The organism is Stenotrophomonas sp. GW821-FHT01H02A (assembly GCF_059422145.1).
The window spans coordinates 256,312-282,266 of the sequence record NZ_JBWKWI010000001.1; the positions used below are offsets into that span (position 1 = coordinate 256,312).

The 25,955-nt window shown below is 67.7% G+C and carries 21 protein-coding genes and 1 riboswitch; of the genes, 19 read left to right on the forward strand and 2 right to left on the reverse strand.

Annotated features, from left to right (window positions below; all coding sequences use genetic code 11):
* The first annotated feature begins 71 nt into the window (after positions 1 to 71).
* The 8 genes from pncB (at position 72) to bcsZ (AC07WC_RS01185) (ending at position 13,827) form a co-directional block, all read left to right on the forward strand.
* Positions 72 to 1,250, forward strand: coding sequence for a nicotinate phosphoribosyltransferase (gene pncB / locus AC07WC_RS01150; RefSeq protein ID WP_495208431.1), 1,179 nt, complete (start codon positions 72 to 74; stop codon positions 1,248 to 1,250).
* 248 nt (positions 1,251 to 1,498) lie between these two features.
* A complete protein-coding gene (bcsD, locus tag AC07WC_RS01155; protein ID WP_495208432.1) occupies positions 1,499 to 1,957 on the forward strand; it encodes a cellulose biosynthesis protein BcsD in 459 nt (152 codons plus the stop codon).
* A gap of 24 nt (positions 1,958 to 1,981) precedes the next feature.
* Positions 1,982 to 2,356 carry a hypothetical protein gene (locus AC07WC_RS01160; RefSeq protein WP_495208433.1) on the forward strand — a complete coding sequence of 125 codons (375 nt, stop codon included), beginning with the start codon at positions 1,982 to 1,984 and terminating at the stop codon, positions 2,354 to 2,356.
* Positions 2,357 to 2,457: 101 nt separating this feature from the next.
* Positions 2,458 to 4,608, forward strand: coding sequence for a UDP-forming cellulose synthase catalytic subunit (bcsA, locus tag AC07WC_RS01165; protein ID WP_495208434.1), 2,151 nt, complete (start codon positions 2,458 to 2,460; stop codon positions 4,606 to 4,608).
* Positions 4,605 to 6,950: a cellulose biosynthesis cyclic di-GMP-binding regulatory protein BcsB gene (bcsB, locus tag AC07WC_RS01170; protein WP_495208435.1), complete on the forward strand. Its 2,346-nt coding sequence runs from the start codon at positions 4,605 to 4,607 to the stop codon at positions 6,948 to 6,950. The genes bcsA and bcsB overlap by 4 nt, the downstream gene beginning before the upstream one ends.
* 2 nt (positions 6,951 to 6,952) lie before the next feature.
* Positions 6,953 to 8,116 carry a cellulose synthase complex periplasmic endoglucanase BcsZ gene (bcsZ, locus tag AC07WC_RS01175; RefSeq protein WP_495208436.1) on the forward strand — a complete coding sequence of 388 codons (1,164 nt, stop codon included), beginning with the start codon at positions 6,953 to 6,955 and terminating at the stop codon, positions 8,114 to 8,116.
* Positions 8,098 to 12,579, forward strand: coding sequence for a cellulose biosynthesis protein BcsC (locus AC07WC_RS01180; RefSeq protein WP_495208437.1), 4,482 nt, complete (start codon positions 8,098 to 8,100; stop codon positions 12,577 to 12,579). The genes bcsZ (AC07WC_RS01175) and AC07WC_RS01180 overlap by 19 nt, the downstream gene beginning before the upstream one ends.
* A 126-nt stretch (positions 12,580 to 12,705) precedes the next feature.
* The gene (bcsZ, locus tag AC07WC_RS01185; RefSeq protein WP_495208758.1) at positions 12,706 to 13,827 is read left to right on the forward strand and encodes a cellulose synthase complex periplasmic endoglucanase BcsZ; all 1,122 of its coding nucleotides are present in this window, start codon (positions 12,706 to 12,708) and stop codon (positions 13,825 to 13,827) included.
* A gap of 12 nt (positions 13,828 to 13,839) precedes the next feature.
* Here bcsZ (AC07WC_RS01185) and AC07WC_RS01190 read toward each other — a convergent pair whose 3' ends face one another.
* Together AC07WC_RS01190 and ettA are read right to left on the reverse strand one after the other, a co-directional pair.
* Complete coding sequence (locus AC07WC_RS01190) at positions 13,840 to 15,156, reverse strand: NCS2 family permease (RefSeq protein ID WP_495208438.1); 1,317 nt, start codon at positions 15,154 to 15,156, stop codon at positions 13,840 to 13,842.
* Positions 15,157 to 15,281: 125 nt separating this feature from the next.
* Positions 15,282 to 16,946: an energy-dependent translational throttle protein EttA gene (gene ettA / locus AC07WC_RS01195; RefSeq protein ID WP_346472138.1), complete on the reverse strand. Its 1,665-nt coding sequence runs from the start codon at positions 16,944 to 16,946 to the stop codon at positions 15,282 to 15,284.
* Positions 16,947 to 17,182: 236 nt separating this feature from the next.
* On the opposite strand from ettA, the gene AC07WC_RS01200 reads away from it, so the two are divergent.
* The 11 genes from AC07WC_RS01200 (at position 17,183) to thiL (ending at position 25,948) form a co-directional block, all read left to right on the forward strand.
* Positions 17,183 to 17,620, forward strand: a complete 438-nt coding sequence (locus AC07WC_RS01200; protein WP_495208439.1) for an RcnB family protein — start codon at positions 17,183 to 17,185, stop codon at positions 17,618 to 17,620.
* Positions 17,621 to 17,815: 195 nt separating this feature from the next.
* On the forward strand, positions 17,816 to 19,069 hold the full coding sequence (gene glyA, locus AC07WC_RS01205; protein WP_495208440.1) for a serine hydroxymethyltransferase: 1,254 nt from the start codon (positions 17,816 to 17,818) through the stop codon (positions 19,067 to 19,069).
* 1 nt (position 19,070) lies between these two features.
* Positions 19,071 to 19,496, forward strand: a complete 426-nt coding sequence (locus AC07WC_RS01210) for a hypothetical protein (protein WP_495208441.1) — start codon at positions 19,071 to 19,073, stop codon at positions 19,494 to 19,496.
* 188 nt (positions 19,497 to 19,684) lie between these two features.
* Positions 19,685 to 19,933 carry a hypothetical protein gene (locus tag AC07WC_RS01215; RefSeq protein WP_495208442.1) on the forward strand — a complete coding sequence of 83 codons (249 nt, stop codon included), beginning with the start codon at positions 19,685 to 19,687 and terminating at the stop codon, positions 19,931 to 19,933.
* 108 nt (positions 19,934 to 20,041) lie between these two features.
* The gene (nrdR, locus tag AC07WC_RS01220; protein ID WP_019182518.1) at positions 20,042 to 20,563 is read left to right on the forward strand and encodes a transcriptional regulator NrdR; all 522 of its coding nucleotides are present in this window, start codon (positions 20,042 to 20,044) and stop codon (positions 20,561 to 20,563) included.
* 73 nt (positions 20,564 to 20,636) lie between these two features.
* Entirely contained in the window at positions 20,637 to 21,719 is a 1,083-nt protein-coding gene (gene ribD, locus AC07WC_RS01225) for a bifunctional diaminohydroxyphosphoribosylaminopyrimidine deaminase/5-amino-6-(5-phosphoribosylamino)uracil reductase RibD (RefSeq protein WP_495208443.1), read from the forward strand.
* 187 nt (positions 21,720 to 21,906) lie between these two features.
* Positions 21,907 to 22,052: riboswitch (FMN riboswitch) on the forward strand.
* A gap of 75 nt (positions 22,053 to 22,127) precedes the next feature.
* Positions 22,128 to 22,730 (forward strand): riboflavin synthase, encoded by a 603-nt coding sequence (locus AC07WC_RS01230; protein ID WP_495208444.1) that lies wholly within the window; start codon positions 22,128 to 22,130, stop codon positions 22,728 to 22,730.
* Positions 22,727 to 23,839 carry a 3,4-dihydroxy-2-butanone-4-phosphate synthase gene (gene ribB, locus AC07WC_RS01235; RefSeq protein ID WP_495208445.1) on the forward strand — a complete coding sequence of 371 codons (1,113 nt, stop codon included), beginning with the start codon at positions 22,727 to 22,729 and terminating at the stop codon, positions 23,837 to 23,839. The genes AC07WC_RS01230 and ribB overlap by 4 nt, the downstream gene beginning before the upstream one ends.
* A gap of 182 nt (positions 23,840 to 24,021) precedes the next feature.
* Positions 24,022 to 24,489 carry a 6,7-dimethyl-8-ribityllumazine synthase gene (gene ribH, locus AC07WC_RS01240; protein ID WP_019182514.1) on the forward strand — a complete coding sequence of 156 codons (468 nt, stop codon included), beginning with the start codon at positions 24,022 to 24,024 and terminating at the stop codon, positions 24,487 to 24,489.
* A complete protein-coding gene (nusB, locus tag AC07WC_RS01245; RefSeq protein WP_495208446.1) occupies positions 24,486 to 24,965 on the forward strand; it encodes a transcription antitermination factor NusB in 480 nt (159 codons plus the stop codon). Before ribH ends, nusB begins: the two co-directional genes overlap by 4 nt.
* Positions 24,966 to 24,979: 14 nt before the next feature.
* Positions 24,980 to 25,948 (forward strand): thiamine-phosphate kinase, encoded by a 969-nt coding sequence (gene thiL / locus AC07WC_RS01250; protein ID WP_495208759.1) that lies wholly within the window; start codon positions 24,980 to 24,982, stop codon positions 25,946 to 25,948.
* Positions 25,949 to 25,955: the final 7 nt, after the last annotated feature.

Consider the following 25,955-nt stretch of genomic DNA (forward strand, 5'->3'; position numbering starts at 1 on the left):
GCCGTGAACGCATTCCACGTCGAGCCCGCCGGCCGTTGGTCGTACACGGTGGCAGGCGCATAATCTTCAGCATGATCATCCAGTCCCTGCTCGACACTGACCTGTACAAATTCACCATGATGCAGGCGGTGCTGCATCAGTACCCCGGCGCGCAGGTGCAGTACCGGTTCAAGTGCCGGACCCCGGGCATCGACCTGGCGCAGTTCATCGACCAGATCAACGCCGAGATCGATCACCTGTGCAGCCTGCGCTTCAGCGCCGAAGAGCTGGACTACGTGCGCGGCCTGCGCTTCGTCAAACCGGATTTCGCCGATTTCCTCGGCCTGTTCCACCTGGACCGCAAGTACATCGCGCTGCGCCCCTCGACCACCGGCCCGGGCGAGATCGACCTGGACATCACCGGTCCGTGGCTGCACACCATCCTGTTCGAGGTGCCGCTGCTGGCGATCATCAACGAGGTCTGGTTCCGCAACACCACCGATTCGGACTTCAGCGAGGGCGAGCGCCGCCTGCAGGCCAAGACCGCGCTGCTGCGCGATACGCCCGGTTTCGAGCTGTGCCGGATCGCCGACTACGGCAGCCGCCGCCGCTATTCGCGCGAGTGGCACGGGCGCATGTTGCCGATGCTGCGCGACGCGCTGGGGACGCAGTTCGTGGGCACCAGCAACGTGCATTTCGCGCGGCTGTACGGCATGACGCCGCACGGGACCATGGCCCACGAATACCTGCAGGCGTTCCAGGCACTCGGCCCGCGGCTGCGCGACTCGCAGGTGGCGGCGCTGGAATCCTGGGCTCGCGAGTACCGCGGCGACCTGGGCATCGCGCTGTCCGATGTGGTCGGGCTGGAAGCATTCCTGCGTGACTTCGACATGTACTTCTGCAAGCTGTTCGATGGCGTCCGGCACGATTCCGGCGACCCCTTCACCTGGGGCGACCGCATGCTGGCCCACTTCCACAGCCGCCGCGTGGACCCGCGCAGCAAGGTGCTGGTTTTCAGCGACGGGCTGAACATCGAAAAGGTCATGCAGCTGTTCGATTACTTCCGCGGTCGCTGCCAGGTTGCCTTCGGGGTGGGCACGCACCTGACCAACGATCTGGGTCCGACCCCGCTCAATATCGTCATCAAGATGGTCCGCTGCAACGGCCAGCCGGTCGCCAAGCTGAGCGACTCGCCGGGCAAGAGCATGTGCGATGACCCGGGCTACCTGGCCTACCTGCGGCAGGTGTTCGAGCTGCCGGCCGAGGCCTGATCGCCGCGCCGGGTGGCACCCTTGGCCGCCGTCCGGCTCCGGCGCCGGGGCGGCCCGGTACGCACATCCGTTCAGCGAAGCGGTGGCGGGTGACGCGGCGGGTCAGGAAGCGACGCAGGGCGCTCGCTATGCAGGAAAGCCAGATGTGCCACAATATTGTGAGGCGTAGTTCACACTTTTGACCGACATCGATGCCGGTAATTGCCCGTATACCGCCTCTGCATCGGGGGTCGTCTAGGCTTTCCCACATGAAGTCATCAGCATTGCTCGATTACTACCGGACCCACGCGTGCTCACGCCAGTGGCGCGGCTTCCTGCTGGCGCTCTGCGAAGAGTTCGACAGTGCGTTGCCCGATGCCGAACTGTCGCGGTTGATGGCGCGTATCGGTGAGCGCTTCGGCCGTGACCATGCGCTGCCGGCGGTCGCCACACTGGAGGAACTGCAGCAGGCGGCCAATGCGGTGTGGTCCTCGACGGAATGGGGGCAGGTCGTGTTCGAGGAAGCCCCCGAACAGGTCCGCATCCACCACGCCGCCTCGCCGCTGTCAGCCGTCCTCGGCGCCGGGGACGGGTGGGACACTGGGTTTCTGGAAGGTGTGTACCGCCAGTGGTTCCGGGCCGCCGGGATGATGTCGGTGCTGGATGTGCGCTATCTGCAGAGTGATCATCCCGATGTAGCTACCTACACGCTGTCGCGTGTGTTCTGACCCTCTCCCCCTTTCGATGGTGCCATGAGCAAGTTTCAGCAACCTGCCGATGCCGAGAGCCACGACGACGTGGCTGGTCTCTTCAACCGCCTGGGGGATCGCGATGACACGCGCGCTTACCGGGATTTCTCCCACAGCCAGTCCCGCGTGAGCACGGTGGCCAAGCCGCGCGATGAGGTGCCGCCGCCGATTCCGGCCGCGACGAACCTGCCGCTCTCGGTCAGTCTCGCGCCGGTGGCCACGCCGGTGACCACGCCGGTCCAGGCGACCACCGTGGAGACGCCGGCCACGGCCGCACCGGGGCGCAAGACACCGCTGGAGCAATTGTTCCAGCGCCTGGCGGAGGCACGTAGCGCCACGCCGGGGCACAGCCCGCTGAGCCGGCTGCGCCAGGGTTGAAACGTAGTCGGTGATCGTCCGTCGCGCCCAGCGGGGTGCGGCAACGGGACCGGCTGATGCAAGGGGATGCCGCGATCTGCGGCCGTGTTGGGGGGAACATCATGAGCAAGTCATCCACCCCGAGAGGGGATGCCATTCTGGCCCGCCTGGCGCTGCTCGCGCTGGCGGTCGGCTGCGCCGTGCTGCTGGCCTTTGTGGTTACCATCCCGATGGAGATCGGCCAGCAGTTCCTGTTCTCGGCCGTGGTGTTCCTGATCGCCCTGTGCCTGCGCAACCGCGAGAACCGGTTGATCCCGCTGGTGCTGATGGGGCTGTCGCTGGTGATGTCCACGCGCTACATGTACTGGCGCCTAACCGACACCATGGGCATGAGCAGCTTCGTCGACCTCACCCTAGGCTTGGGCCTGGTGGCCGCCGAGGTGTACTCCTTCATCGTGCTGGTGCTGGGCTACTTCCAGGTGGCATGGCCACTGCACCGCAAGCCGATGCCGCTGCCCGAGGACCAATCGTTGTGGCCCAGCGTGGATGTCTTCATCCCCACTTACAACGAACCGCTCTCGGTGGTGCGCACCACGGTGCTGGCGGCGACCGTGCTGGACTGGCCCGCCGACAAGCTCAACATCTACCTGCTCGATGACGGCCGCCGCGAAGAATTCCGTGAATTCTGCGAAGAGGTCGGGGTGCAGTACATCACCCGGACCAACAACAACCACGCCAAGGCCGGCAACATCAATGCGGCGCTGAAGAAGACCACGGGCGAGTACGTGGCGATCTTCGACTGCGACCATATGCCGACCCGCTCGTTCCTGCAGATGTCGATGGGCTGGTTCCTGCACGACGAGAAGATGGCGGTGGTGCAGACCCCGCACTACTTCTTCTCCGCAGATCCGTTCGAGCGCAACCTGGGCAACTTCGGCCGCGTGCCCAACGAGGGCGAGCTGTTCTACGGGCTGCTGCAGGACGGCAACGACCAGTGGAACGCCACCTTTTTCTGTGGCTCCTGCGCGGTGATCAAGCGCGGCCCGCTGGAAGAGGTGGGCGGTGTGGCGATCGAGACGGTGACCGAGGATGCGCACACCGCGATCCGCCTGCACCGTGCCGGCTACCGCAGCGCCTACATTCCGGTGCCGCAGGCCGCTGGCCTGGCCACCGAAAGCCTCTCGGCGCACGTCGGGCAGCGCATCCGCTGGGCGCGTGGCATGGCGCAGATCCTGCGGGTGGACAACCCGATGTTCGGCAAGGGCCTGAGCTTCGTGCAGCGGCTCTGCTACACCAACGCGATGTTGCACTTCTTCTATGGCCTGCCGCGGATCATCTTCCTGACCGCGCCGCTGGCCTTCCTGTTTTTTGGTGCGCACGTCATCCACGCCTCGGCGCTGATGATCCTCGCCTACGCGCTGCCGCACATCGTGATGGCCAACCTGACCAACCTGCGCGTGCAGGGCAAGCACCGTCATCTGCTGTGGAACGAGGTGTACGAGACCACGCTGGCCTGGTACATCCTGCGCCCGACGTTGATGGCGGTGATCAACCCCAAGCTCGGCAAGTTCAACGTCACCGCCAAGGGCGGCCTGGTGCAGCGCAGCTATTTCGATGCACAGATTGCCCGCCCGTACCTGTTGCTGCTGCTGTTGAACCTGGCCGGCGTGATCGCCGGCATCGTACGGATGGTGATGGCCGAGACCAGCGGCGAGGTCAATACGATCTGGTTGAACCTGGGTTGGACCGTTTACAACATGATCATGCTGGGCGCGGTGATCGCCACCTCCAGCGAACAGCGCCAGATCCGCCGCGCGCACCGCGTGCCGCTCAACATGCGCGCCGTGCTGCACCTGCCCGATGGCCAGGTATTACCGTGCCGCACGCTGAATTTCTCCACCGGTGGCATGGCGATCCGCCTGGACCAGGCCCAGCCGGTGCAGCCGGGCACGCGCGTGGAGGTTGAGCTGGCCCATCGCCAACGCAGCCAGCGCTTGCCGGCCGAAGTGCGGCATGACCGCGACGACCAGGGCATCAGCATCCAGTTCGGTGAGCTCACCCTGGAACAGGAGCGCTGGCTGGTCACCTCCACCTTCGCCCGCGCCGATATCTGGGTGAAGCTGTGGGGTCGCCACGACCGCGACACCTTCCTGCGTTCCACCACCGACGTCCTCAAGGCCAGCATGCGCGGCTTCCACCGCCTGGGCCAGTTCGTTTTCGCGGGCGGCCGCAAGGATGCCCCCACGCCGCCGCGCACCGGAGATTCCGCATGACCCGTCGTCACCGTTCCCTGTTCCGCCCGGTGCGCCTGCCGCGCCCGTCCGCCGCAGCGGTGGCGTTCACCCTGACTTTGCTGTGCGGGGCCGTCTACGCGCAGAGCCCGCCCGTGCCCACGGCGGCAGCGGCCGCTGAACCGATGGCCGCACCTGCCGACGCCGCGCCCGCCGCCGTGCTGCCCACCGCCCCGGCCGCGGGGACCCGGCAGAGCCGCTCCACACTCAAGCAGCTCGGCATCGATTACGAGATCACCCTGCGCGGCATCCAGGGTACGGCCGGCGTGCCGTTCTCGATCCGCAACGACCAGGTGGTGGATCGGGCCTCGCTGCACCTGAAGTACAGCTATTCGCCCGCGCTGCTGCCGGACCTGTCTCACCTGAAGGTGACCGTCAACGACGTCACCGTGGCGACCTTGCCGACCCCGGTCGACCAGGCTGGGCGGATGATCGAGCGCGATATCGATATCGATCCGCGCATGATCATCGACTACAACCGGATCAACCTGCAGTTGATCGGCCACTACACGCGCGAGTGCGAAGATCCCGATCACACCAGTCTGTGGGCGAACATCGACAGCGCCAGCTACCTGGAGCTGGGTTGGGCGCCGCTGCAGCTGACCAATGATCTGTCGCTGCTGCCGGTACCGTTCTTCGATGCCCGCGACACCAACCGGCTGGAACTGCCGTTCGTGTTCACCGGGCAGCCGGGGCAGGGCCTGCTGCAGTCGGCCGGCATCGTGTCGTCGTGGTTCGGCGCGCTGGCCGGTTACCGCGGTGCGCTGTTCCCCGCGTCGATCGACACCGTGCCGCTGGAAGGCAACGCAGTGGTCGTGGCCACCCCGCGCAATCCGCCTGCCGGTCTGGTGCTGCCCGACATCAGCGGGCCGACCCTGGCCGTGATTGCCAACCCCAATGATGCCAACGGCAAGCTGCTGCTGGTGCTCGGCCGCGACGATGGCGAACTGCGCATCGCCGCTACCGCACTGACCCTGGGCGCGCCGCTGTCCGGCCCGACCGCGAGCATCGGCGACTTCAAGGAGATCGCGCCGCGCAAGCCGTACGACGCGCCGAACTGGATTCCCAGCGATCGGCCCGTGCGCGTGTCCGAACTGGTGCGGCAGACCAGCGAGTTGAACGTGGTTGGCTACCACCCGGACCTGATCCGGATCGGCCTTCAGCTGCCGCCGGACCTGTTCGTGTGGCGCCGCGACGGCATTCCGCTGGACCTGCGCTACCGCTATACGCTGCCCGAAGGGGCGGACAAGTCGGCGCTGAACATCAGCATCAACGATGCCTTCGTTACCACGCTACCATTGAACGGTCGACCGGCACCGCGTTCGGTGTCGGACATGCTGTGGAACAAGCTCAAGGCACCGGGTGCGATGCCGATCCAGCAGAAGGTGATGCTGCCCACCGGGCCGTTCTCGTCCAACAGCCAGCTGCGCTTCCACTTCTTCTTCGACCGCCCGCAGGCGGCCGAGTGCAAGAACACCTTCCCGGATGTCTCCGCGGCGATCGATGGCGACACCAGCATCGACCTGAGCGGTTTCGACCACTACATGGCGATGCCCAACCTGGCCGCCTTCGGCAATGCCGGGTATCCGTTCACGCGCCTGGCCGATCTGTCCGAGACGGTGCTGATCCTGCCGGACAACCCCAACGCCGATGATGTCGGCAACGTGTTGACCCTGCTCGGCCGCATGGGCGCCTCGACCGGTTATCCCGCACTGCGCAACCGCATCATCGCCGCGCGCCAGGTTGGCGAGCATGCCGACCAGGACCTGGTGGTGCTCGGCTCGCGCCGCAGCCAGCCGCTGTTCGGCGAATGGGCCGCGCATCTGCCGATCGGCGAGGCGGGGCAGTCGCGCCGTGTCCAGCTCTCGGACTGGGTGTTCGAACGCATGCCCTCGTTCCTGTCGCCGGATGCGCGCCGCACCGATCTGCCGACCACCGCCGAAGTCTCCGTGCGCCCGGATGCCGGTGACGTCGTGCTGATGGGCTTCGAGTCGCCGCTGCGCAAGGGTCGCAGCGTGATCGCGGTGATGGCCGACGACCCGGCCCAGGTGAACCGCCTGTTTGAAGCGTGGTTCGATCCGGACCGCCTGCGCGATTTCCAGGGCAGTGTGGTGCTGCTGCAGAAGGACAAAGTGCGCAGCCTCGCCGGTAACCAGAGTTACTACGTCGGTCACCTGCCGCCGCTGACCTGGTTGCGCTGGTATTTCTCGCAGAGCCCGCTGCTCCTGGGGGCGTTCGTCGGCCTGGCCTGCCTGTTGCTGGCGCTGATCGCGCGGTGGCTGCTCAAGCGCAATGCCAAGGCCCGCATCGGGATGTCCGGCTGAGCATGCGCGACCCGTCCGTCCCCGTGCTGGCGCCCGCGCGCAGGCGCTTTCTGCAGGCGATGGCGGCGGCCGGTGCCGCCGCCGTGCTGCCGCTCACTGCCCTGGCACAGGCCTGCGGCACGCCTTGGCGCGAGTGGCGCGCGTTTGTCGATCGGCATATCGAGCCGGACGGCCGCGTGGTCGATCATCTCAATACCGACCTGCGCAGCACCTCCGAATCGCAGTCCTACGGGTTGTTCTTCGCCCTGGTGGACAATGATCCGATCCTGTTTGATCGGATTCTGGCCTGGACCCGCCGTCATCTCTGCCGTGGCCGTGCCGATCTCAATCTGCCGGCGTGGCTGTGGGGCCGGGCAGCCGATGGCCAGTTCCGCTTGCTCGATACCAACACCGCCTCCGACGGTGAGCTGTGGATCGCCTACGCACTGCTTGAAGCCGGACGGTTGTGGAAGCGCCCCGGCCTGGTCGAAGCCGGCCGGCAGACGCTGGCGCTGATGCGTACGGCCGAAGTCGTCGAGCTGCCCGGCTTCGGACCGATGCTGCTGCCAGGAAACCGCGGCTTCGTCCATGCCGACCGCTGGACGCTCAACCCCAGCTACCTGCCGCTGTTCGTGCTGCGCCGCTTTGCCGCCGTTGATGCGCGCGGCCCGTGGGCGCGGCTGGCCGAACGCAGCGTGGCGATGACGCGGGCCAGTGCACCGGTTGGTTTCGCGCCGGACTGGATCGCCTGGAACGGCAAGGCCTTCGTGGTCGACCCGGGCAAAGGCGCGAACGGCAGCTACGATGCCATCCGCTGCTATCTGTGGGCGGGGATGACCGATCCGGCCGATCCATTGCGGCGCACGCTGCTGGACGGCTTGTCCGGCCCGGCATCTCTGCTGCGTGCACAGACCGGCTTTGCCGAGAAGATCGATACGCGTCGCGGCGTCGGCACCGGCGCACCGTCGCCGGGCTTTGCCGCCGCGCTGCTGCCCTACCTCAGTGCCCTCGGGCAGCCCGCGCTGGCCAAGGCGCAGCTGGCGCGGATTCCCGCGGCCGGCACCCTCAACTATTACGATCGTGCCCTGGTGCTGTTCGGCAAGGGCTGGATGGATCGCCGCTACCGTTTTTCTGCCGATGGGCGACTGCTGCCCGCGTGGAGTTCGCCATGTTCCGCAAGACCCTGACCCCCCTTTGCCTGGTCGGCCTGTGCGTGCTGACCGTGCCGGCCTTCGCGCAGAACGCGTCGTCGACGCAGCAGCTGGTCAGCCAAGGCAACTACTGGCAGGACCAGGGCCGCGAGGATCTGGCCGCCGATGCCTGGCGCAAGCTGCTGGCCACCGACCCCAACCAGGCCGATGCACTGCTGGGCCTGGGCCTGATCGACCTCAACCAGGGCCGCCGTGCCGAGGCGCAGAAGCGGCTGCAGCAGTTGCAGGCACGTCATCCGTCCTCGGCGCAGACCACGCGCCTGCGCATGGCGCTCGGCGGTGGCGGTGGTGGCAACCAGCTGCAGACCGCGCGTCGCGCGGCGGCGGCCGGTCGCTATGTCGAAGCGGTGCGCGCCTACGACGAAGCGTTCGGTGCGGGCGGCCCGCCCAATGATCTGGCGCTGGAGTACTACCAGGTACTGGCTGGCACGCCGGAAGGCTGGACGCGTGCGCGCGATGGCCTGCGCCGCATCGCCACCGGCAACAACAACCCGGCCAAGCTCGCGCTGGCGCAGGTGCTGACCTACCGCGAGCCGACCCGCCGCGAAGGCATCGCCCAGCTGCGCACGCTCAGCCAGGCCAACGACACCGCCGGCCCCGCACGCGCGGCCTGGCGCCAGGCGCTGCTGTGGCTCAACGCCACCACCGCCGATGCGCCGCTGTACCAGGCCTTCCTGGAGGTGGTGCCGAATGACCGCGAGGTGGCGGCCAAGCAGGCGCAGCTGCGCGAACAGGCCATCGCCAACCGCCCGGTGCCGCAGGACCCGAACCAGCGACTGCTGGGCGAAGGCTTCCGTGCTTTGGACGGCAACAACCTGGCCCAGGCTGAAGCCCGTTTCGCCCAGGTGCTGCGCGCGCGTCCGCGCGATGCCGAGGCACTCGGTGGCCTGGGCTCGGTGCGCCTGCGCCAGGAGCGCTTTGGCGAGGCCAATGAACTGCTGCGCCCGGCGGCTGCGATCAACGGCAAGTGGCGAAGCGCGGCCGATGCCGCGCGCTACTGGCTGACCCTGCAGGAGGTGCGTCGCCAGCCCGGCGCCGATGCCATCACCCGCGTGCAGCAGGTCATCGCGCTGCAGCCCAAGGAACCGGCCGGCTATGTCGCGCTGGCCGACCTGCAGAGTGGCAGCGATCCGGCTGCGGCCGAACGCAGCTACCGCAAGGCGCTGGAACTGGATGCCGGCAACGCCGGCGCCCTGCAGGGCCTGGTCGGTCTGCTGGGTCGCCTGGGCCGCGCCGATGAGGCGGCCGCGCTGTTCGACCGCCTGACTCCGGCCCAGCAGGAAAGCGCCGGTGGCCAGTCCGTGCTGCGCGCCAACCTGGCCCGTGCCCGCGCGCAGCAGGCGCTGGCCGAGGGCAGCATCGAGATGGCGCAGATCGAGCTGGAAGATGCATTGCTGGTACAGCCGCGTGATCCATGGCTGCGATTGGAACTGGCGCGGCTGTACAAGCGTGCCGGCCGCCCCGACCAGGCCAACGGCGTGATCGAAGGCCTGCGCGCGCTGGATGACAGCTCGGCGACCTCGCTGTATGCCCAGGCCCTGTTCGTCCAGGAAAACAGCGACTGGCCGCGCGCGTATGCGTTGCTGGAACGCATTCCCACCGCTTCGCGTGATTCGGAAATGACCGCGTTGCACGACACCGCGTGGGTGCAGGTGCAGGCCGCCCAGGCGCGTTCGCTCATGCAGCGCCAGCGCAGCGGCGAAGCGCAGCTGTTGCTGGCCCGCGCCGAAGCCGCCCTTGGCGACCGGGTCAAGAACCCGGCCATCGTGGCCGCGTTGGCCGGTGCCTACGCCGACATCGGCAGCCAGCAGCGCGCCCTGGTGCTCGCGCAGCACCTGATCGAAGGCGGTTCGTCCAGCGTCGACAACCGCCTGGAATATGCCTCGGTGCTGCTGCGCGCCGGTCGCGATGGCGAGGTCGCCGCGATCCTGCGCCAGCTCGCCGACGTGCCGCTCTCGGCCAGCCAGCAGACCCGCTTGAACGATCTGCGCAGCGGTTACGTGCTGCGGCAGGTCGATGCCCTGCGGGAGCTTGGCAATCTTGAAGGCGCATACGCGGTGTTGGCCCCGGCATTGGCCGAGCGCCCGCAGGACCCGCGCAACATCGCGGCTCTGGCGCGCCTGTATGCCGCCGCAGGCGACAACGGCCAGGCCCTGGCGCTGTACCAGCAGCAGTTGCAGCTGGCCCCAGGCGATCTGGATGCGATGGTTGCCGCTGCCGGCAGTGCCGCGGCAATGCGCGACATGGACCTGGCCGAACAGTATCTGGAGCGCGCGCTCAAACAGGCGCCGGAGTCGCCGGAGGTGCTGGCCGCCGCAGGACGTGTGTATCGCGCCGCGGGCAAGAACCGCCGCGCCGAAAGCTACTTCCGCGCGTCGCTGGCCGCCGCCGCGAAGGGCAGCGGCCAGCTCGACAATGGCTACCCGCAGGCCAGCACCGCGATGCTGGCCAGCGGTGGCAGCTTCAATCCGTTCGCCGGTCTCAACCGTGGCGGTGGCACCCGTACCGCAGCGCTGCGCGATGGTGGTCTGCCACTGCCGGCCGCGACTGCCCGCCTGGCTGCCGAACCTCTGCCGATGTACGCCGGCCCGGCGATGGGCATGAGCCGGGCCCCGGCAAGCGTCGCCCCGGTAATCGATGCCGATGACCTGCCGGAACCGGTCATGGCCACGGCCGCGGCCAGCGGCGGTGTCGCCCTGCCGTTGCCGGTGCCCGGCTCGCGCCAGGTGCCCAGCCAGGCGAGTGCGCCGCGCGCCTCGCGCAATACCGCGCTTGGTCCGCTGCCGCCGGCCACCACCGGCAACGGCGTGCTCGATGAACTGCGCGCGCTCAAGGCCGAGAACAGCAGCAGCCTGGCGGTCGGCGCGGCGTATCGCACCCGCGCTGGCGAAGCCGGCATGGGCCAGCTCGATGACCTGCAGGTGCCGCTGGAAGGGCAGTTCGCGGTCGGCGACGGCAAGCTCAAGGTGGCCATCACCCCGACCGTGCTCGATGCGGGGCGCCCGGATCCCGAGTACACCAGCGCCAGCCGCTTCGGCGGTGGCCCGCAGGCCGCCCTGGCCGGGGCGCTGGCCGCTGACCGCATGCCGGTCGATGATCTGGTTGGCTCGTCGCTGTACCAGACGCTGTTGACCCGTGGCGAAAGTAACGCGACCCGCAATCTGATCTACGACCGCGCGCTGGACAACGGCCGCTACCAGGAACTGTTCAACCAGACCGACGGTTCGCTCACCCAGGCAGAACGTGCCGCTGCCGCACGTGCGCTGCTGTTCGCCGATCCGCTGCCGAGTTACATCCTCAGCCGCGATCTGGCCAATACTCCGATCAGCGACATCGCCACCCAGGTACTGGGCAATGCCGGCCTGGTGCGCGGGCTGAGCGCGGCCGAGCAGGCCCAGCTCAAGACCCTGGCCCAGGGCGGCGGTGGCTCACAGACACCGCAGGCGTTCCAGGACACTTTGTACGCGATGGTGGCCAATGCCGCCGGCGCGCGCCGCATGAGTTCCCAGGATGCCAGCGGCGCCGGTGTCTCGGTGGGCTATGAGCGGGGTGGCTTCCGTGCCGATGTCGGCAGCACGCCGCTCGGCTTCGATGACACGCAGATCGTCGGCGGCATCGGCTACCGCGGTCAGATCGGCGACGCGCTGACCTGGTCCGGCGAAGCCTCGCGCCGCGCGGTGACCGACAGCCTGCTGTCCTTCGCCGGCGTGGAAGACGGGCGCAACGGGCTGCGCTGGGGCGGGGTGACCGCGAGCGGCGCCAAGCTCGCCGCGACCGTCGACAACGGTCAGTTGGGCGGCTACGCCAGCGCGTCCTGGCATCGCCTGGAAGGCGAGAACGTGGCCGACAACGATCGCCAGGAAGTCGGCGTGGGCGTCTACGTGCACGCCCTGGAGACCGACAACCAGTCGCTGACCGCCGGCCTCAACCTGACCGCGATGCAGTACGACCGCAACCTCAGCGGCTTCACCTACGGACATGGCGGTTACTTCAGCCCGCAGCGCTATGTGGATGTCGGCTTCCCGGTGCACTGGAACGGGCGTACTTCCAGCGGCCGCGTGGCGTGGCAGCTGGATACCAGCGTCGGCGTACAGCACTTCAAGGAAGACGCCGCGCCGTACTTCCCGACCGATCCGGCGATGCAGCAGGCTGCCTACGAGGCCGCCTCGATGGCTGCGTTGTTGGGACTGACCACCGCGTACGTGGACCCCGTCTATACCGGCCAGACCAAGACCGGCGTGTCCTACAACCTCAGCGTCGCGGCCGAATGGCAGCTATCTTCGCAGCTGTTCCTGGGCGGGCGCATGGAGTTCAACAACGCGCGTGACTACCGGCAGTTCGGCACCAGCCTGTACCTGCGCTTCCTGCTCGACCGCCTCGGCGCCGGGCTGGGCAAGCAGCCGCAGCCGCTGCGCTCGCCGTACGCGTCGGGTGAATGATTACCGTCATGCGTTGATGACCGGCCCGCTGCCAGGCTTTACCTGGCAGCGGGCGTCCCGCAGGCTTGCCAGGTTCCTGCTGCGAAGAGGCTGATGTCCGTGACTGAGTCCCCATCGTTCCATCGGATGCGCCGCCGCCTGTTGCAGGCGCTGGCCGTTACTCCGCTGCTGGCCTGCTCGGCCAACGGCCCGGCGCGCGGGCCCGGCCCGTGGACGGCCTGGCAGGTGATGCGTGCCTCCAGCGTGACCCCGGACGGGCGCATGGTCGACTACAACAACGCCGACCAGCGTTCGACCTCCGAAGGCCAGTCCTACGCGCTGTTTTTCGCGCTGGTGGACAACGACCAGCCGCTGTTCGATCGCCTCCTGCGCTGGACCGAGAACAACCTCGCCGGCGGCAGCATGGCCCAGCGCCTGCCGGCCTGGCTGTGGGGGCGCGACACCACGGCCAATGCATGGAAGGTGCTCGACGACAATCCCGCCAGCGACTCGGATGTCTGGCTGGCCTATACCCTGCACGAGGCAGCGCGGTTGTGGAAACGGCCGGCGCTGCGGCAGACCGCCGAGGCGATGCTGGCGGCGATCCAGGTGCAGGAGCTGGTCGATGTGCCGGGCCTGGGCACGATGTTGATGCCTGGGCCCAAAGGATTTGCGACGGAAGACACGTGGCGGTTCAACCCCAGCTACCTGCCGTTGCCGCTGCTGCGCCGCTTCGCCGCGCTTGATCCGAGCGGGCCGTGGACCACCGTGATCGGCAACAGCGTCCGCCTGCTGCGCGATACCGCACCCCACGGCTTTGTGCCGGACTGGACCGCGTGGCGCGACGGCGGCTACATCGCTGATCCGGACAAGGGTCCGCTCGGCAGTTACGACGCCATCCGCTGCTATCTGTGGGCAGGCATGACCGCCGTGAACGATTCCAGTTTCCGCTCGGTTCTGGATGCGCTGCACGGCCCGCTGAGCACCCTGCGCGAGGGCCAGCCGATGCCGGAGAAGGTCAACACGCTCACCGGCATACGCGAAGGCACCGGCAACTACGGTTTCCAGGCGGCCCTGGTGCCGTACCTGCAGGCGCAGGGCGAGGCCGAACGCACCAAGGCAATGGTCGCTGCGCTGCCGACACCGGAGCAGCAGCGCGCCGCGCCGCCGCGCTATTACGAGCAGGTGCTCAGCCTGTTTGCCATCGGTTGGTACGAAGGCCGTTATCGCTTCGCCGCAGACGGCCAGCTGCGGCCGTCCTGGGCCTGATCGGCGTGTCGATCACTCCAGCGCGTAGCGCAGCACGAACAGCCCCGCCACCAGCCATACCGCCGGATGCACTGCGCGCCAGCGCCCGGTGCCGGCCTTCAGCACCGCATAGGCGATGAAGCCGAAGGCCAGGCCATTGGCGATGGAGTAGGTGAACGGCATCGCCAGCGCACACAGTGCGGCCGGCACTGATTCGGTCAGGTCGCCCCATTCCACATCGACCAGCTCGCGCAGCATCAACCCGGCCACGAACAGCAGGGCAGGGGCGGTGGCATAGCCGGGCACCATCGCCGCCAACGGCGAGAACAGCAACGCGGCCAGGAACAGTGCCGCCACCACCAGCGCGGTCAGTCCGGTGCGGCCACCCGCCTGCACGCCTGAAGCGCTTTCAGCGAATGCGGTGGTGCTGCTGGTCCCGAGCAGGGAGCCGGCCACGATCGCGGTGCTGTCGGCCAGCAGTGCCCGGCCGAACCGCTTCTGCGCGCCCGGCAGCTTCAGCAGGCCGGCGCGATCGACCACGCCGTACAACGTGCCGGTGGCATCGAACACTTCCACCAGTACGAAGACCAGCACCACCTGCAGCAGCACCGCGATCGGTGCGCCGCCGTCGTGATGCAGCAGGCCGGGCAGGTCCAGCTGCAGGAAGGTCGGCGCCAGGCTCGGCGGCAGCGAGATCAGGCCGTGGAACTGCACGTCACCGAGCAGCCAGGCCGCACCGGTGACGGCCAGGATCCCGATCAGGATCGCGCCGCGCACGTTGCGGGCCTCGAGGATCGCGATCAGCAGGAAGCCGGCCAGCGCCAGCAGCGGCGGCGCGGTGTTGAGCGGACCCAGCGCGACCAGGGTGTCGGTGTTGGCGATGATCACGCCGGACTTCTGCAGCGCGATGATCGCCAGGAACAGGCCGATGCCGGCCACGATCGCCGCCCGCAGCGAGGCGGGAATGCCCGCCACCAGCCAGGCGCGCACGCCGGTCAGTGACAGCACCAGGAACACCAGTCCCGATATGAAGACGGCCGCCAGTGCCTGCTGCCAGGGCAGGCCGGCCGCACCGACCACGGTGAAGGCGAAGAAGGCATTCAAGCCCATGCCCGGGGCCATGCCGACCGGGAAGTTGGCCGCGAACGCCATCACCAGCGAGCCCAGTGCGGCAGCCAGGCAGGTGGCGACGAACACCGCGCCCGGGTCCATGCCGGTAGTACCCAGGATGTCCGGGTTGACGAAGACGATGTAGGACATCGTCAGGAAGGTGGTCAGGCCGGCCAGCAGTTCGGTGCGCACGGAGGTACCGTGCTGCTGCAGCTGGAACAGGCGCTCGGGGAGGGACATCGCGAAATCTCAAACCGTTGGTGGTGGGTACCGACCGTTGGTCGGTACGCTTCAAAGCGTCACCACCAACGGTGGTGACCTACCGAAATGAGAAAGGCCGCGCGAGCGCGGCCTTTCCGGTTGCCTTACTTCAGCGCCTTGAAGCGCAGGCGCTTCGGCGCGGCGTCGTCGCCCATGCGGCGGCGCTTGTCTTCTTCGTACTCGCGGTAGTTGCCCTGGAAGAACTCCACGTGCGAGTCGCCTTCGAACGCCAGGATGTGGGTCGCGATGCGATCCAGGAACCAGCGGTCATGCGAAATCACGAAGGTGTTGCCCGGGAACTCCAGCAGCGCATCTTCCAGCGCACGCAGGGTTTCGATGTCCAGATCGTTGGACGGTTCATCGAGCAGCAGCACGTTGCCACCCTGCAGCAGGGTCTTGGCCATGTGCAGGCGGCCACGCTCACCACCGGACAGCGAACCGACCAGCTTCTGCTGATCCTGGCCCTTGAAGTTGAAGCGGCCGATGTAGGCGCGCGACTGGATCTCGATGCCGTTGATGTTGAGGATGTCCAGGCCGCCGGCGATTTCCTGGAACACGTTGTGGTTGCCCTCCAGCGCGTCGCGGCTCTGGTCCACGTAGGACAGCTTGACGGTCGGGCCGACGGTGATTTCGCCCGAATCCGGCTTTTCCTGGCCGGTGATCATCTTGAACAGGGTCGACTTACCGGCACCGTTGGGGCCGATGATGCCCACGATCGCGCCACCCGGCACCAGGAAGCTCAGCTCGTCGAACAGCAGACGGTCGCCGAACTTCTTGGAGACGTTCTTGAACTCCATCACCGAGGCGCCCAGACGCTCGCCCGGCGGGATGAAGATTTCATTGGTCTCGTTGCGCTTCTGGTAATCCACCGACTGCAGCTCTTCCAGGCGGGCCAGACGGGCCTTGCCCTTGGTGCGGCCGCCCTTGGCGTTCTGGCGCGACCACTCCAGTTCCTTCTGGATCGCCTTCTGGCGGGACTTCTCCTGGTTGTCTTCCTGCTTCAGGCGCTCGTCCTTCTGCATCAGCCAATCGGTGTAGTTGCCCTTCCACGGAATGCCGCGGCCGCGGTCCAGTTCCAGGATCCACTCGGCGGCGTTGTCCAGGAAGTAGCGATCATGGGTGACCGCCACGACGGTGCCGGTGTAGCGCGCCAGGAACTGTTCCAGCCATTCCACCGACTCGGCGTCCAGGTGGTTGGTCGGTTCGTCGAGCAGCAGCATGTCCGGCTTCTGCAGCAGCAGGCGGCACAGCGCCACGCGGCGCTTTTCACCACCGGAGAGCTTGCCGATCACGGCATCCCACGGCGGCAGGCGCAGCGCATCGGCGGCCACGTCCAGCTGGTTTTCCAGGGTGTGCGCATCGCCGGCGGCGAGGATCGCCTCCAGGCGCTCCTGTTCCTTGGCCAGCTTGTCGAAGTCGGCCCCTTCCTCGGCATAGGCCAGGTAGACGGCATCCAGCTGGGCCTGGGCCTGCAGCACCTCGCCGACGCCTTCCTCGACCGCTTCACGCACGGTCTTGGTCGGGTCCAGCTCCGGTTCCTGGGCCAGGTAGCCGACCTTGATGCCGGCCTGCGGGCGGGCTTCGCCCTCGAAATCGGTGTCCACGCCGGCCATGATCTTGAGCACCGTGGACTTGCCGGCGCCGTTCAGGCCCAACAGGCCGATCTTGGCACCCGGGAAGAACGACAGCGAGATGTCCTTGATGATCTGCCGCTTGGGCGGGACCACCTTGCTGACGCGGTTCATGGTGTAGATGTATTGCGAGGACATGAGGTCTCCGAAGGCGCAACCCTGCGCCCGTTCCAGACGGAACAGGAACAGATGGAAGAAAAGGATGGTCCGATTATAGCCGGAAGCGGTCCGTGCCGCCGGGCGTCCCGGACCGCAGGGCTTGCCGCCGCCTGAATGCGGGGTCAAAGGCGTTGAATTGGAAACCGTTTCCAGCCGGAGAGCGTTCAGATGGCGTGCGCATGATGGAGCCATCAATCCATCGAGCGAGGCCAATCATGCGCATGAATCGATTTGTGGTCGGGGCCGTGGCCTCGCTGCTGGCCTTGGGCACCGCGGCCCCGGCCTTCGCCGATGACCATCGTGGCCGCGGCCATGACCGCCGTGAGTGGCGCGATGACCGTCGGGATGACCGGCATGATCGCCGGCACTGGCGCGACGACCGCCGCGAAGTCCGCCATGACCGTCGCTACGACCGCCGTTATGACAACCGGGGCTACTACCGTCCGGCACCGGGCTATGGCTCCTACGGCTGGGCCCGTGGCCATCGCTACCGTGAGTACTACGGTGGCCCGGTGTACGTGGTCAACGATTACAGCCGCTACTCGGTACGCCGCCCGCCGCGCGACCACCAGTGGATCCGCGACGACCGCGGCAACCTGCTGCTGGTCGCCATCGCCACCGGCATCATTGCCGACTACGTGATCAACCGGTAACGCGGCCACCGCGCGGCCTGTTCCTGGACGGCGTCCCTCGGGGCGCCGTCGTTCGTTGCGGAGGCGGGCGCCCGGATCACCCGCAGGCGTACCGGTCGCGAATCCGCAGCATGGCCCCTGCATTGGTCAGCCCCGTGCCCGGGGACTACAATCCAAGGCTCGCGCTGTACCCCCTCTGCCTGCCTGGAGTAACCGATGTTCTCGCGTGACGTCCGCATCGAAACCTACGATCCCGAACTGGCCAAGGCCATCGCCGCCGAAACCCAGCGCCAGGAAGACCATGTCGAGCTGATCGCCAGCGAGAACTACACCAGCCCGGCGGTGATGGAAGCCCAGGGCAGCCAGCTGACCAACAAGTACGCCGAAGGCTATCCGGGCAAGCGCTACTACGGTGGCTGCGAATACGTGGATATCGCCGAGCAGCTGGCCATCGATCGCCTCAAGCAGCTGTTCGATGCCGACTACGCCAACGTGCAGCCGCACAGCGGTTCGCAGGCCAACCAGGCCGTGTATTTCGCGCTGCTGCAGCCGGGCGATACCATCCTGGGCATGAGCCTGGCCCACGGCGGTCACCTGACCCACGGTGCCAAGGTCAATGCCTCGGGCAAGCTGTTCAACGCCATCCAGTACGGCGTGAACGAAGCCGGCCTGATCGACTATGACGAGGTCGAGCGCCTGGCCCTGGAGCACACGCCGAAGATGGTCGTGGCCGGCTTCTCGGCCTACTCGCAGGTAGTGGACTGGGCACGCTTCCGCGCCATCGCCGACAAGGTCGGTGCCTACCTGTTCGTGGACATGGCGCACGTGGCCGGCCTGGTCGCCGCCGGCGTCTACCCGAGCCCGCTGCCGCACGCCCACGTGGTCACCTCCACCACCCACAAGACCCTGCGCGGCCCGCGTGGCGGCATCATCATCGCCAAGGGCGCCAGCGAAGAGCTGCAGAAGAAGCTGCAGTCCATCGTGTTCCCGGGCATCCAGGGCGGCCCGCTGATGCACGTCATCGCCGGCAAGGCCGTGGCCTTCAAGGAAGCACTGGAGCCGGGCTTCAAGGCTTACCAGCAGCAGGTGGTGAAGAACGCCCAGGCGATGGCCGACACGCTGATCGCGCGCGGCTACAAGATCGTCTCCGGCGGCACCCGGAACCACCTGATGCTGGTCGACATGATCGGCAAGGATGTCTCCGGCAAGGATGCGGAAGCCGCGCTCGGCCTGGCCCACATCACCGTCAACAAGAACTCGGTGCCGAACGACCCGCGTTCGCCGTTCGTGACCTCGGGCCTGCGCCTGGGCACCCCGGCGGTCACCACGCGTGGTTACCTGGAGCAGGACTGCGTGGACCTGGCCAACTGGATCGCCGACGTGCTCGACGCCCCGGCTGACGAGGCCGTGATCGCCCGCGTGCGCGATGCCGTCAGCGCGCAGTGCCGCAAGTACCCGGTCTACGGTTGACATGGACGAGGGCCGGCAACGGCGTACTTACGCCGTGCTGGCCCTGGTCTGCGGCATCGTGGGGATGGCTGGCGGTGGCACCTTCGCCGCCATCGGGGTCTGGGTCGCATTCGTCGAGCCGGCCTATCTGGACCGGGCCTCGCGCCTGGTGATTGGCGGCTGGGGGGCGGCCGGCCTGATCGGGATCGTGGGCTGGCTGTGGTTGAGTTGCCGCTACCTGCGTCATGGCCGCGACGGGCTGCGCGCGAGTGGCCCTTGGGCGTGGACCGCGCTGTGGATAGGCATGCTTGCTTCGGTGCCGGTCGTGGGGATGGCGTTCTGGCACGCCACTGCGGGCCCGATGGGGCTGATCCTGCTGCTGGCCGGGCCGCCGATGGCATGGCCTGCTGTCCGGCTGGTGCAACTGCGGCGGACCCCGGGAACCTGACCGGATGGCGCCTCACCATCGACAGCGGCGCTCGATGCTGCTGCACCTGGGCTTGTTTGGTGTCCCGCATGCCGTGGCGGTCTGTACCGTGGTCGGGCTGTGCCTGCGCGACGTGCTGCATCAATACGGTGGGCCGGGCGACATGCCTGGCTGGGCGGTTGCCTGGTTCGCCAGCGTCAGTCTGCTGGTTGTCGCGTGGTGCGCGCTGGTGGCGCGGTGGCGCCGGGGCGCTGCGCGCGTGCCCGGCGGGATGGGCCTTCCTGTTGCTCGGCATCGTGGCGACGGCCGTGACCTGGGGCGGCATGCTGCAGGCGCTGTTTCACCTTGATGTCGCCGCACCGTCGGCGCTGGCTGCCGCCCTGATCCTGCTGCTGCCCGGCATTCCGATGCTCTCCTGCGCGGCGCACCTGCTGTGGGTGCGTTGGCAGTCCACCTAGACGGGGCTGGCCTCTGGCCCCCGCCATTTGCTGTAGCCGGTCCCTCTCAGGTACCGTTGCGACGCTGCCGTGACCACGGTATGACGTTTTCCTGATGCAAGGCGTTCCATGTACTGTCCGTTCTGCCAGCATGCCGACACCCGTGTGATCGATTCGCGCGTCTCTGAAGACGGCGCGACGATCCGGCGTCGCCGCGAGTGCGAGGCCTGCAACGAGCGCTTCAGCACCCTGGAAACCATCGAACTGAAGCTGCCGGCGATCGTCAAGAGCGACGGCAGCCGCGAGGCCTTTGACGCCCGCAAGGTCCGCAGTGGCTTTGATCGTGCGCTGCAGAAGCGCCCGGTCCCCGAAGACAAGATCGAGTTGGCGGTGCGCGCGGTGATGCAGCAGGCGCGCATCTGTGGCGAACGCGAAATTCCGTCGATCAAGGTCGGCGAGTTCGTGATGAACGAACTGCGCAAGCTCGACCATGTCGGCTACGTGCGCTTTGCCTCGGTGTACCGCAGCTTCGAAGACGTGGCCGATTTCCGCGAGGAGATCGAGAAGCTTGAACGCGAACTGCCCTCCAGCACCGAACAGCTGCAGCTGCTGGGCGATGTGATCGCGCTGACGAAGAAGAAAAAGGGCTGAGCCCCGCCGCATCGCGGCCAGCCCGGCTGGGCTACCATCGCGGCTGCACGACTGTCGCCAGATGAGCTTCGCCATGACCGAATTTTCCGCCCTCGACCACCAGCACATGGCGCACGCATTGCGCCTGGCCGAATGTGCCGCGTACACCGCGCGGCCCAATCCGATGGTCGGCTGCGTGATCGCCCGTGATGAGGTCGTGGCCGGCGAGGGCTGGCACCAGCGCACCGGTGGCCCGCACGCGGAAGTGTTCGCGCTGCGCCAGGCCGGCGAACAGGCCCGCGGTGCCACCGCCTACGTCACCCTGGAGCCGTGCGCGCACCACGGCCGCACACCGCCGTGTGCACTGGCCCTGATCGACGCTGGCGTCAGCCGCGTGGTCGCAGCGATGCGCGATCCCTTCCCGAAGGTCGATGGCGGCGGGTTCGTGTTGCTGCGCCAGGCCGGCATCGAGGTGGCCGAAGGGCTGATGGCCGCGCAGGCGCGTGAACTCAACCACGGCTTCCTCTCCCGGATCGCGCGTGGTCGCCCGTGGGTACGGGTGAAGCTGGCTGCCAGCCTGGACGGGCGCACGGCGATGGCCGATGGCCGCTCCAAATGGATCACCGGCGCGGCCGCGCGCGAGGACGTGCAGCACTGGCGTGCACGTGCCGGCGCGATTCTCACCGGTGCGGCCACGGTGCTGGCCGACGATCCGATGTTGACCGTGCGCCTGGCCGATACCGAGGTGCTGCCGCCGCTGCGCGTGGTGCTCGATGCGCGGCTGCGCTCGCTGCAATGCGCCCGGGTGCGCGAGGGTGGGGCGCCGACGCTGTATGTGCATGACGCCGCGGTCAGTCCACCGGATGCGGCCGATGCCGACTTCGCCAGCGTGCCCAGCGTGGAGGGTCGCCTGGACCTGGGTGCGGTGCTGGCGCTGCTGGCCGAGCGCGGCATCAATGAGGTGCACACCGAAGCCGGCGCGACCTTGGCCGGCGCGCTGCTGGCCGGCGGCTGGGTCGACGAACTGCTGCTCTACCAGGCCCCGACGCTGCTCGGCGAGCATGGCCTGCCGCTGCTGTCCGGCCTGGGCATCCACGCGATGAAACAGCAACGCCGGCTGCGGGTGGTGGACCAGCGGCAGGTGGGGACGGACCTGCGTCTGGTGTTGCGCCCATAAAAAACGGGCCCCTTGCGGGACCCGTTCGATCATGGCGCGGCGCGGGGCCGCGGCCCGATCAGTAACCGACGCACGCACCTGCCAGCCAGGAGGCGCCGTGGTCAGGTGATGATCTTAACACTTATTTAACTTAAAGCCCCCAGTCAGGGTGCCCTGCTACACTAGGCGGGCCGGTTCGCCGGTACACAAACGTCTTCAGGGCGGGGTGCGATTCCCCACCGGCGGTAGGTGCGCAAGCACGAGCCCGCGAGCGCTTCCCGTTTCTCCGGGAGGGTCAGCAGATCCGGTCCGATGCCGGAGCCGACGGTATAGTCCGGATGAAAGAAGACGGTGCGGCCGGGCCTGGTGCCCGGCGTGCGCCTATATGCCTTGCGGCGTTTTTCGCTCACTTTCCGCGGAGAACGTTACTTGTTTACTGGAATCATCGAAGGCGTCGGCCGTCTGGCCGCACGCGAGACCCTTGGCGGCGATGTCCGCTTCACCTTCAACGTGGGCACCCTGCCGTTCGAGAACGTGCAGATGGGCGAGAGTATCGCCATCAACGGGGTCTGCCTCACCGTCATCGCCCATGACGCCGCCAGCTTCCAGGCTGACGCCTCGACCGAGACCCTGGGCCTGACCACGCTGGGTCAGCTGGCCGACGGCGCCGTCATCAACCTCGAACGCGCCATGCGTCCCACTGATCGCCTGGGCGGGCATCTGGTCAGTGGCCATGTCGATGGCCTGGGCCAGGTGCTGTCGGTGCATGACGACGCGCGTGCCCAGCGCTGGCGTTTCGCCGCGCCGGCCGCGTTGCTGCGCTACATCGCCAAGAAGGGCTCGATCTGCGTGGACGGGGTCAGCCTGACGGTCAACGAGGTGGACGAGCAGGGCTTCGAGGTCGCCCTCATTCCGCAGACTGCCGCCAACACCGCCTTCGCCGCCACTGTCGTGGGCAGCACGGTCAATCTTGAAATCGATCTGGTTGCCCGCTACGTTGAACGTTTGCTGGGTGCAGGAGCACGCGCATGAATTTCGCCCCCATTCCCGAGATCCTCGAGGACATCCGCCTCGGCCGCATGGTCGTCATCGTCGATGACGAAGACCGCGAGAACGAAGGCGACCTGATCATGGCTGCCGCGCTGGTCAAGCCGTCGGACATCAACTTCATGGTCACCCACGGCCGTGGGCTGGTGTGCCTGCCGCTGACCCGCGAGCGTGCGGCCGACCTGGGCTTGGCCCCGATGGTGCAGGCCAATACCGCGCAGTTCCAGACCAACTTCACGGTCAGCATCGAGGCCGCCGAAGGCGTCACCACCGGCATCTCGGCATATGACCGTGCGCACACCATCCGCACTGCGGTGAAGCCGGCCGCCAAGCCGGTCGACCTGCATCGGCCGGGCCACATCTTCCCGCTGATCGCCCAGCCGGGCGGCGTGCTGACCCGCGCCGGGCATACCGAAGCCGGCGTCGATCTGGCCATGCTGGCCGGACTGGAGCCGGCCGGCGTGCTGGTGGAGATCCTGAATCCCGACGGCAGCATGGCGCGCCGCCCGGAGCTGGAAGTGTTCGCCCGCGAGCACGGCCTGAAGATGGGTTCCATCGCCGACCTGATCGCTTACCGCCTGGCCACCGAGAAGACGGTTGAGCGGGTGGACGAGCGCGAGATCGAGACCGAATTCGGCCCGTTCACGCTGGTGACCTACCGCGATCGGATTGCCCATGACCTGCATTTCGCGCTGGTCCGCGGCACCCCGGATACCGAGCCGACCTTGGTGCGGGTGCAGGTCGAAAACCCGCTCGCCGATCTGCTGCACTGGCGCCGCGACGATTTCGAGGCCTCCACCGATGCACTCCGCGCGATCGCGGCGGCCGAGCGTGGTGTGATGGTGGTGCTGTCGGCCCCGCGCGACACCGACAGCCTGCTGGCCCGCCTGCGCCAGCAGCCGCAACCGGTGGTGCCGGGCAAGGACAAGGATGTGAGCCAGTGGCGCCGCCACGGTGCCGGGGCGCAGATCCTGTCCGACCTGGGCCTGGGCAAACTGCGCGTGCTGGGCACCTCACGCTGCCAGATCGGTCTGACTGGGTATGGGCTGGAAGTGGTCGAGACGGTGGAGAACACGTCATTGCATGCGCGCTGACGCCGCACGATCTGCTTCGCAAACCGCGGGCCCCTCTTACCATCCTCCTGGCCCCCGCCGCTTCGCGGTAGCCCCCTGACTCAGGGGGCTTTTTCACCCGACCCGTCCCGTAATGCGCGGTGACCGGCTGCACGCGGCCATGCGCTAGAATATTCACCTACTAAATGGACCCCACGCCGAACATGAGCCATTACGAAGGCGACCTCCGTACTCCGGAAAAGGCCCGTTTCGCCATCCTCGCCAGCCGCTGGAATGCCCGCATCACCGATGTGCTGGTGGCCGGCGCGCGCCAGAGCCTGGCCGGCAACGGGATCGACGAGTCCGCCATCGACGTGATCCGCGTGCCCGGCGCGTGGGAACTGCCGCTGGTCGCCGCGCGTCTGGCGGCGGCCCATCAGCATGCCGCGATCATCACCCTGGGCTGCGTGATCCGCGGCGATACCCGCCATTACGAACACGTGGCCGACCGCTGTGCCGAGGGCCTGATGCGCGTGCAGCTGGATTTCGGCGTGCCGGTGCTCAATGGCGTGCTCGCGGTGGAGCGGGTCGAGGATGCCGAAGCCCGCGCGGGTGGCAGTCACGGCAACAAGGGTGAGGAAGCCGCACTGACGGCGTTGGAAATGGTCAATCTTCTGGAGCAGCTGCCATGAACAAGTCAAACCAGGGCAAGCTCTCCGGTAAGCCCGTCCGCCGTGATGGCGTCGACCCGGTGCTGCGCTCGCGCGCCCGTCGGCGCGCGCTGCAGGCCATCTATGCGTGGCAGATCTCCGGCGGCAACGCGCAGAGCGTGATCGCCCAGTTCGCCCACGAGCAGGCCCGCGAAATCGCCGACCTGGCCTACTTCGAAGCGCTGGTGCACGGCGTGCTCGACAACCGCAAGGACCTGGATGCGGCGCTCGACCCGTATCTGGATCGCGGCATCGAGGAAGTGGATGCGATCGAACGCGCTGCGCTGCGCGTGGCTGCCTATGAAATGCGTTACCGCTTGGACGTGCCGTACCGCGTGGTGATCAACGAAGCGATCGAATCGGCCAAGCGCTTCGGCTCCGAGCACGGCCACACCTACGTCAACGGCGTGCTGGACCGTGCCTCCGTCGAGTGGCGCAAGGTCGAAAACGGGGGCTGATCGGCCCCATGTCCCTGGCCGAATTTGATCTGATCGACCGCATCCGTGCGCGCACCACCGTGCGCGCCGATGTCGTGCTCGGCATCGGCGATGACGCCGCGTTGCTGCAGCCGCGCGCTGGCGAACAGCTGGTGATCACCGCCGATACGCTCAACAGCGGCGTGCATTTCCCGGCGGAAACCCCGGCCTTCGACATCGGCTGGAAAACCCTGGCGGTGAATCTGTCCGACCTCGCCGCGATGGGCGCCCGCCCGGCGTGGTGCACCTTGGCGCTGTCCTTGCCGCAGGCCGACGCGGACTGGATCGAAGGGTTTGCCGATGGCTTTTTCGCACTGGCCGACGAGCACGACATCGTGCTGGTCGGTGGCGACACCACGCGTGGCCCGCTGTCGCTGTCGGTGACCGCGATGGGTCAGGTCGCGCCGGGCCAGGCCCTGCGCCGTGACCGGGCGCAGGTCGGCGATGACATCTGGGTCAGTGGGACCCTGGGTGATGCCGCCGGCGCCCTGCGCCTGTGGCAGCAGAACCGGTTGAAGGTGGCGGTCGCCACGTTGCTCGGCGACGACGAAACACTGCGCCAGCGCCTGCTGCGTCCCACCCCGCGGGTGACCCTGGGCCTGCGCCTGCGTGCCTACGCGCATGCGGCCGTGGACGTCTCCGACGGGTTGCTCGCCGACCTCGGCCACATCGCCGCGTGCAGCGGCGTACGCGCCGAAGTGGATGCCGATGCCTTGCCGATCTCGAGCGCGCTGCGTGCGTTGCTCGGGCGCGATGGCGCCCGTGACTGCGCGCTGGGCGGTGGCGACGATTACGAACTGTGCTTCACCGTCGCGCCATCGCAGCGCGAGGCGATCCAGGCATTGTCGCCGTCGCTGGGCCTGCCGCTGACCCGCATCGGCCGGATCGTGGAAGGGCAGGGCGTGCATTGCGCCGATGTGGCCGCCACCGATGGTGGCTACGAGCACTTCGCCGAACGCCGGTAGGGTCAGT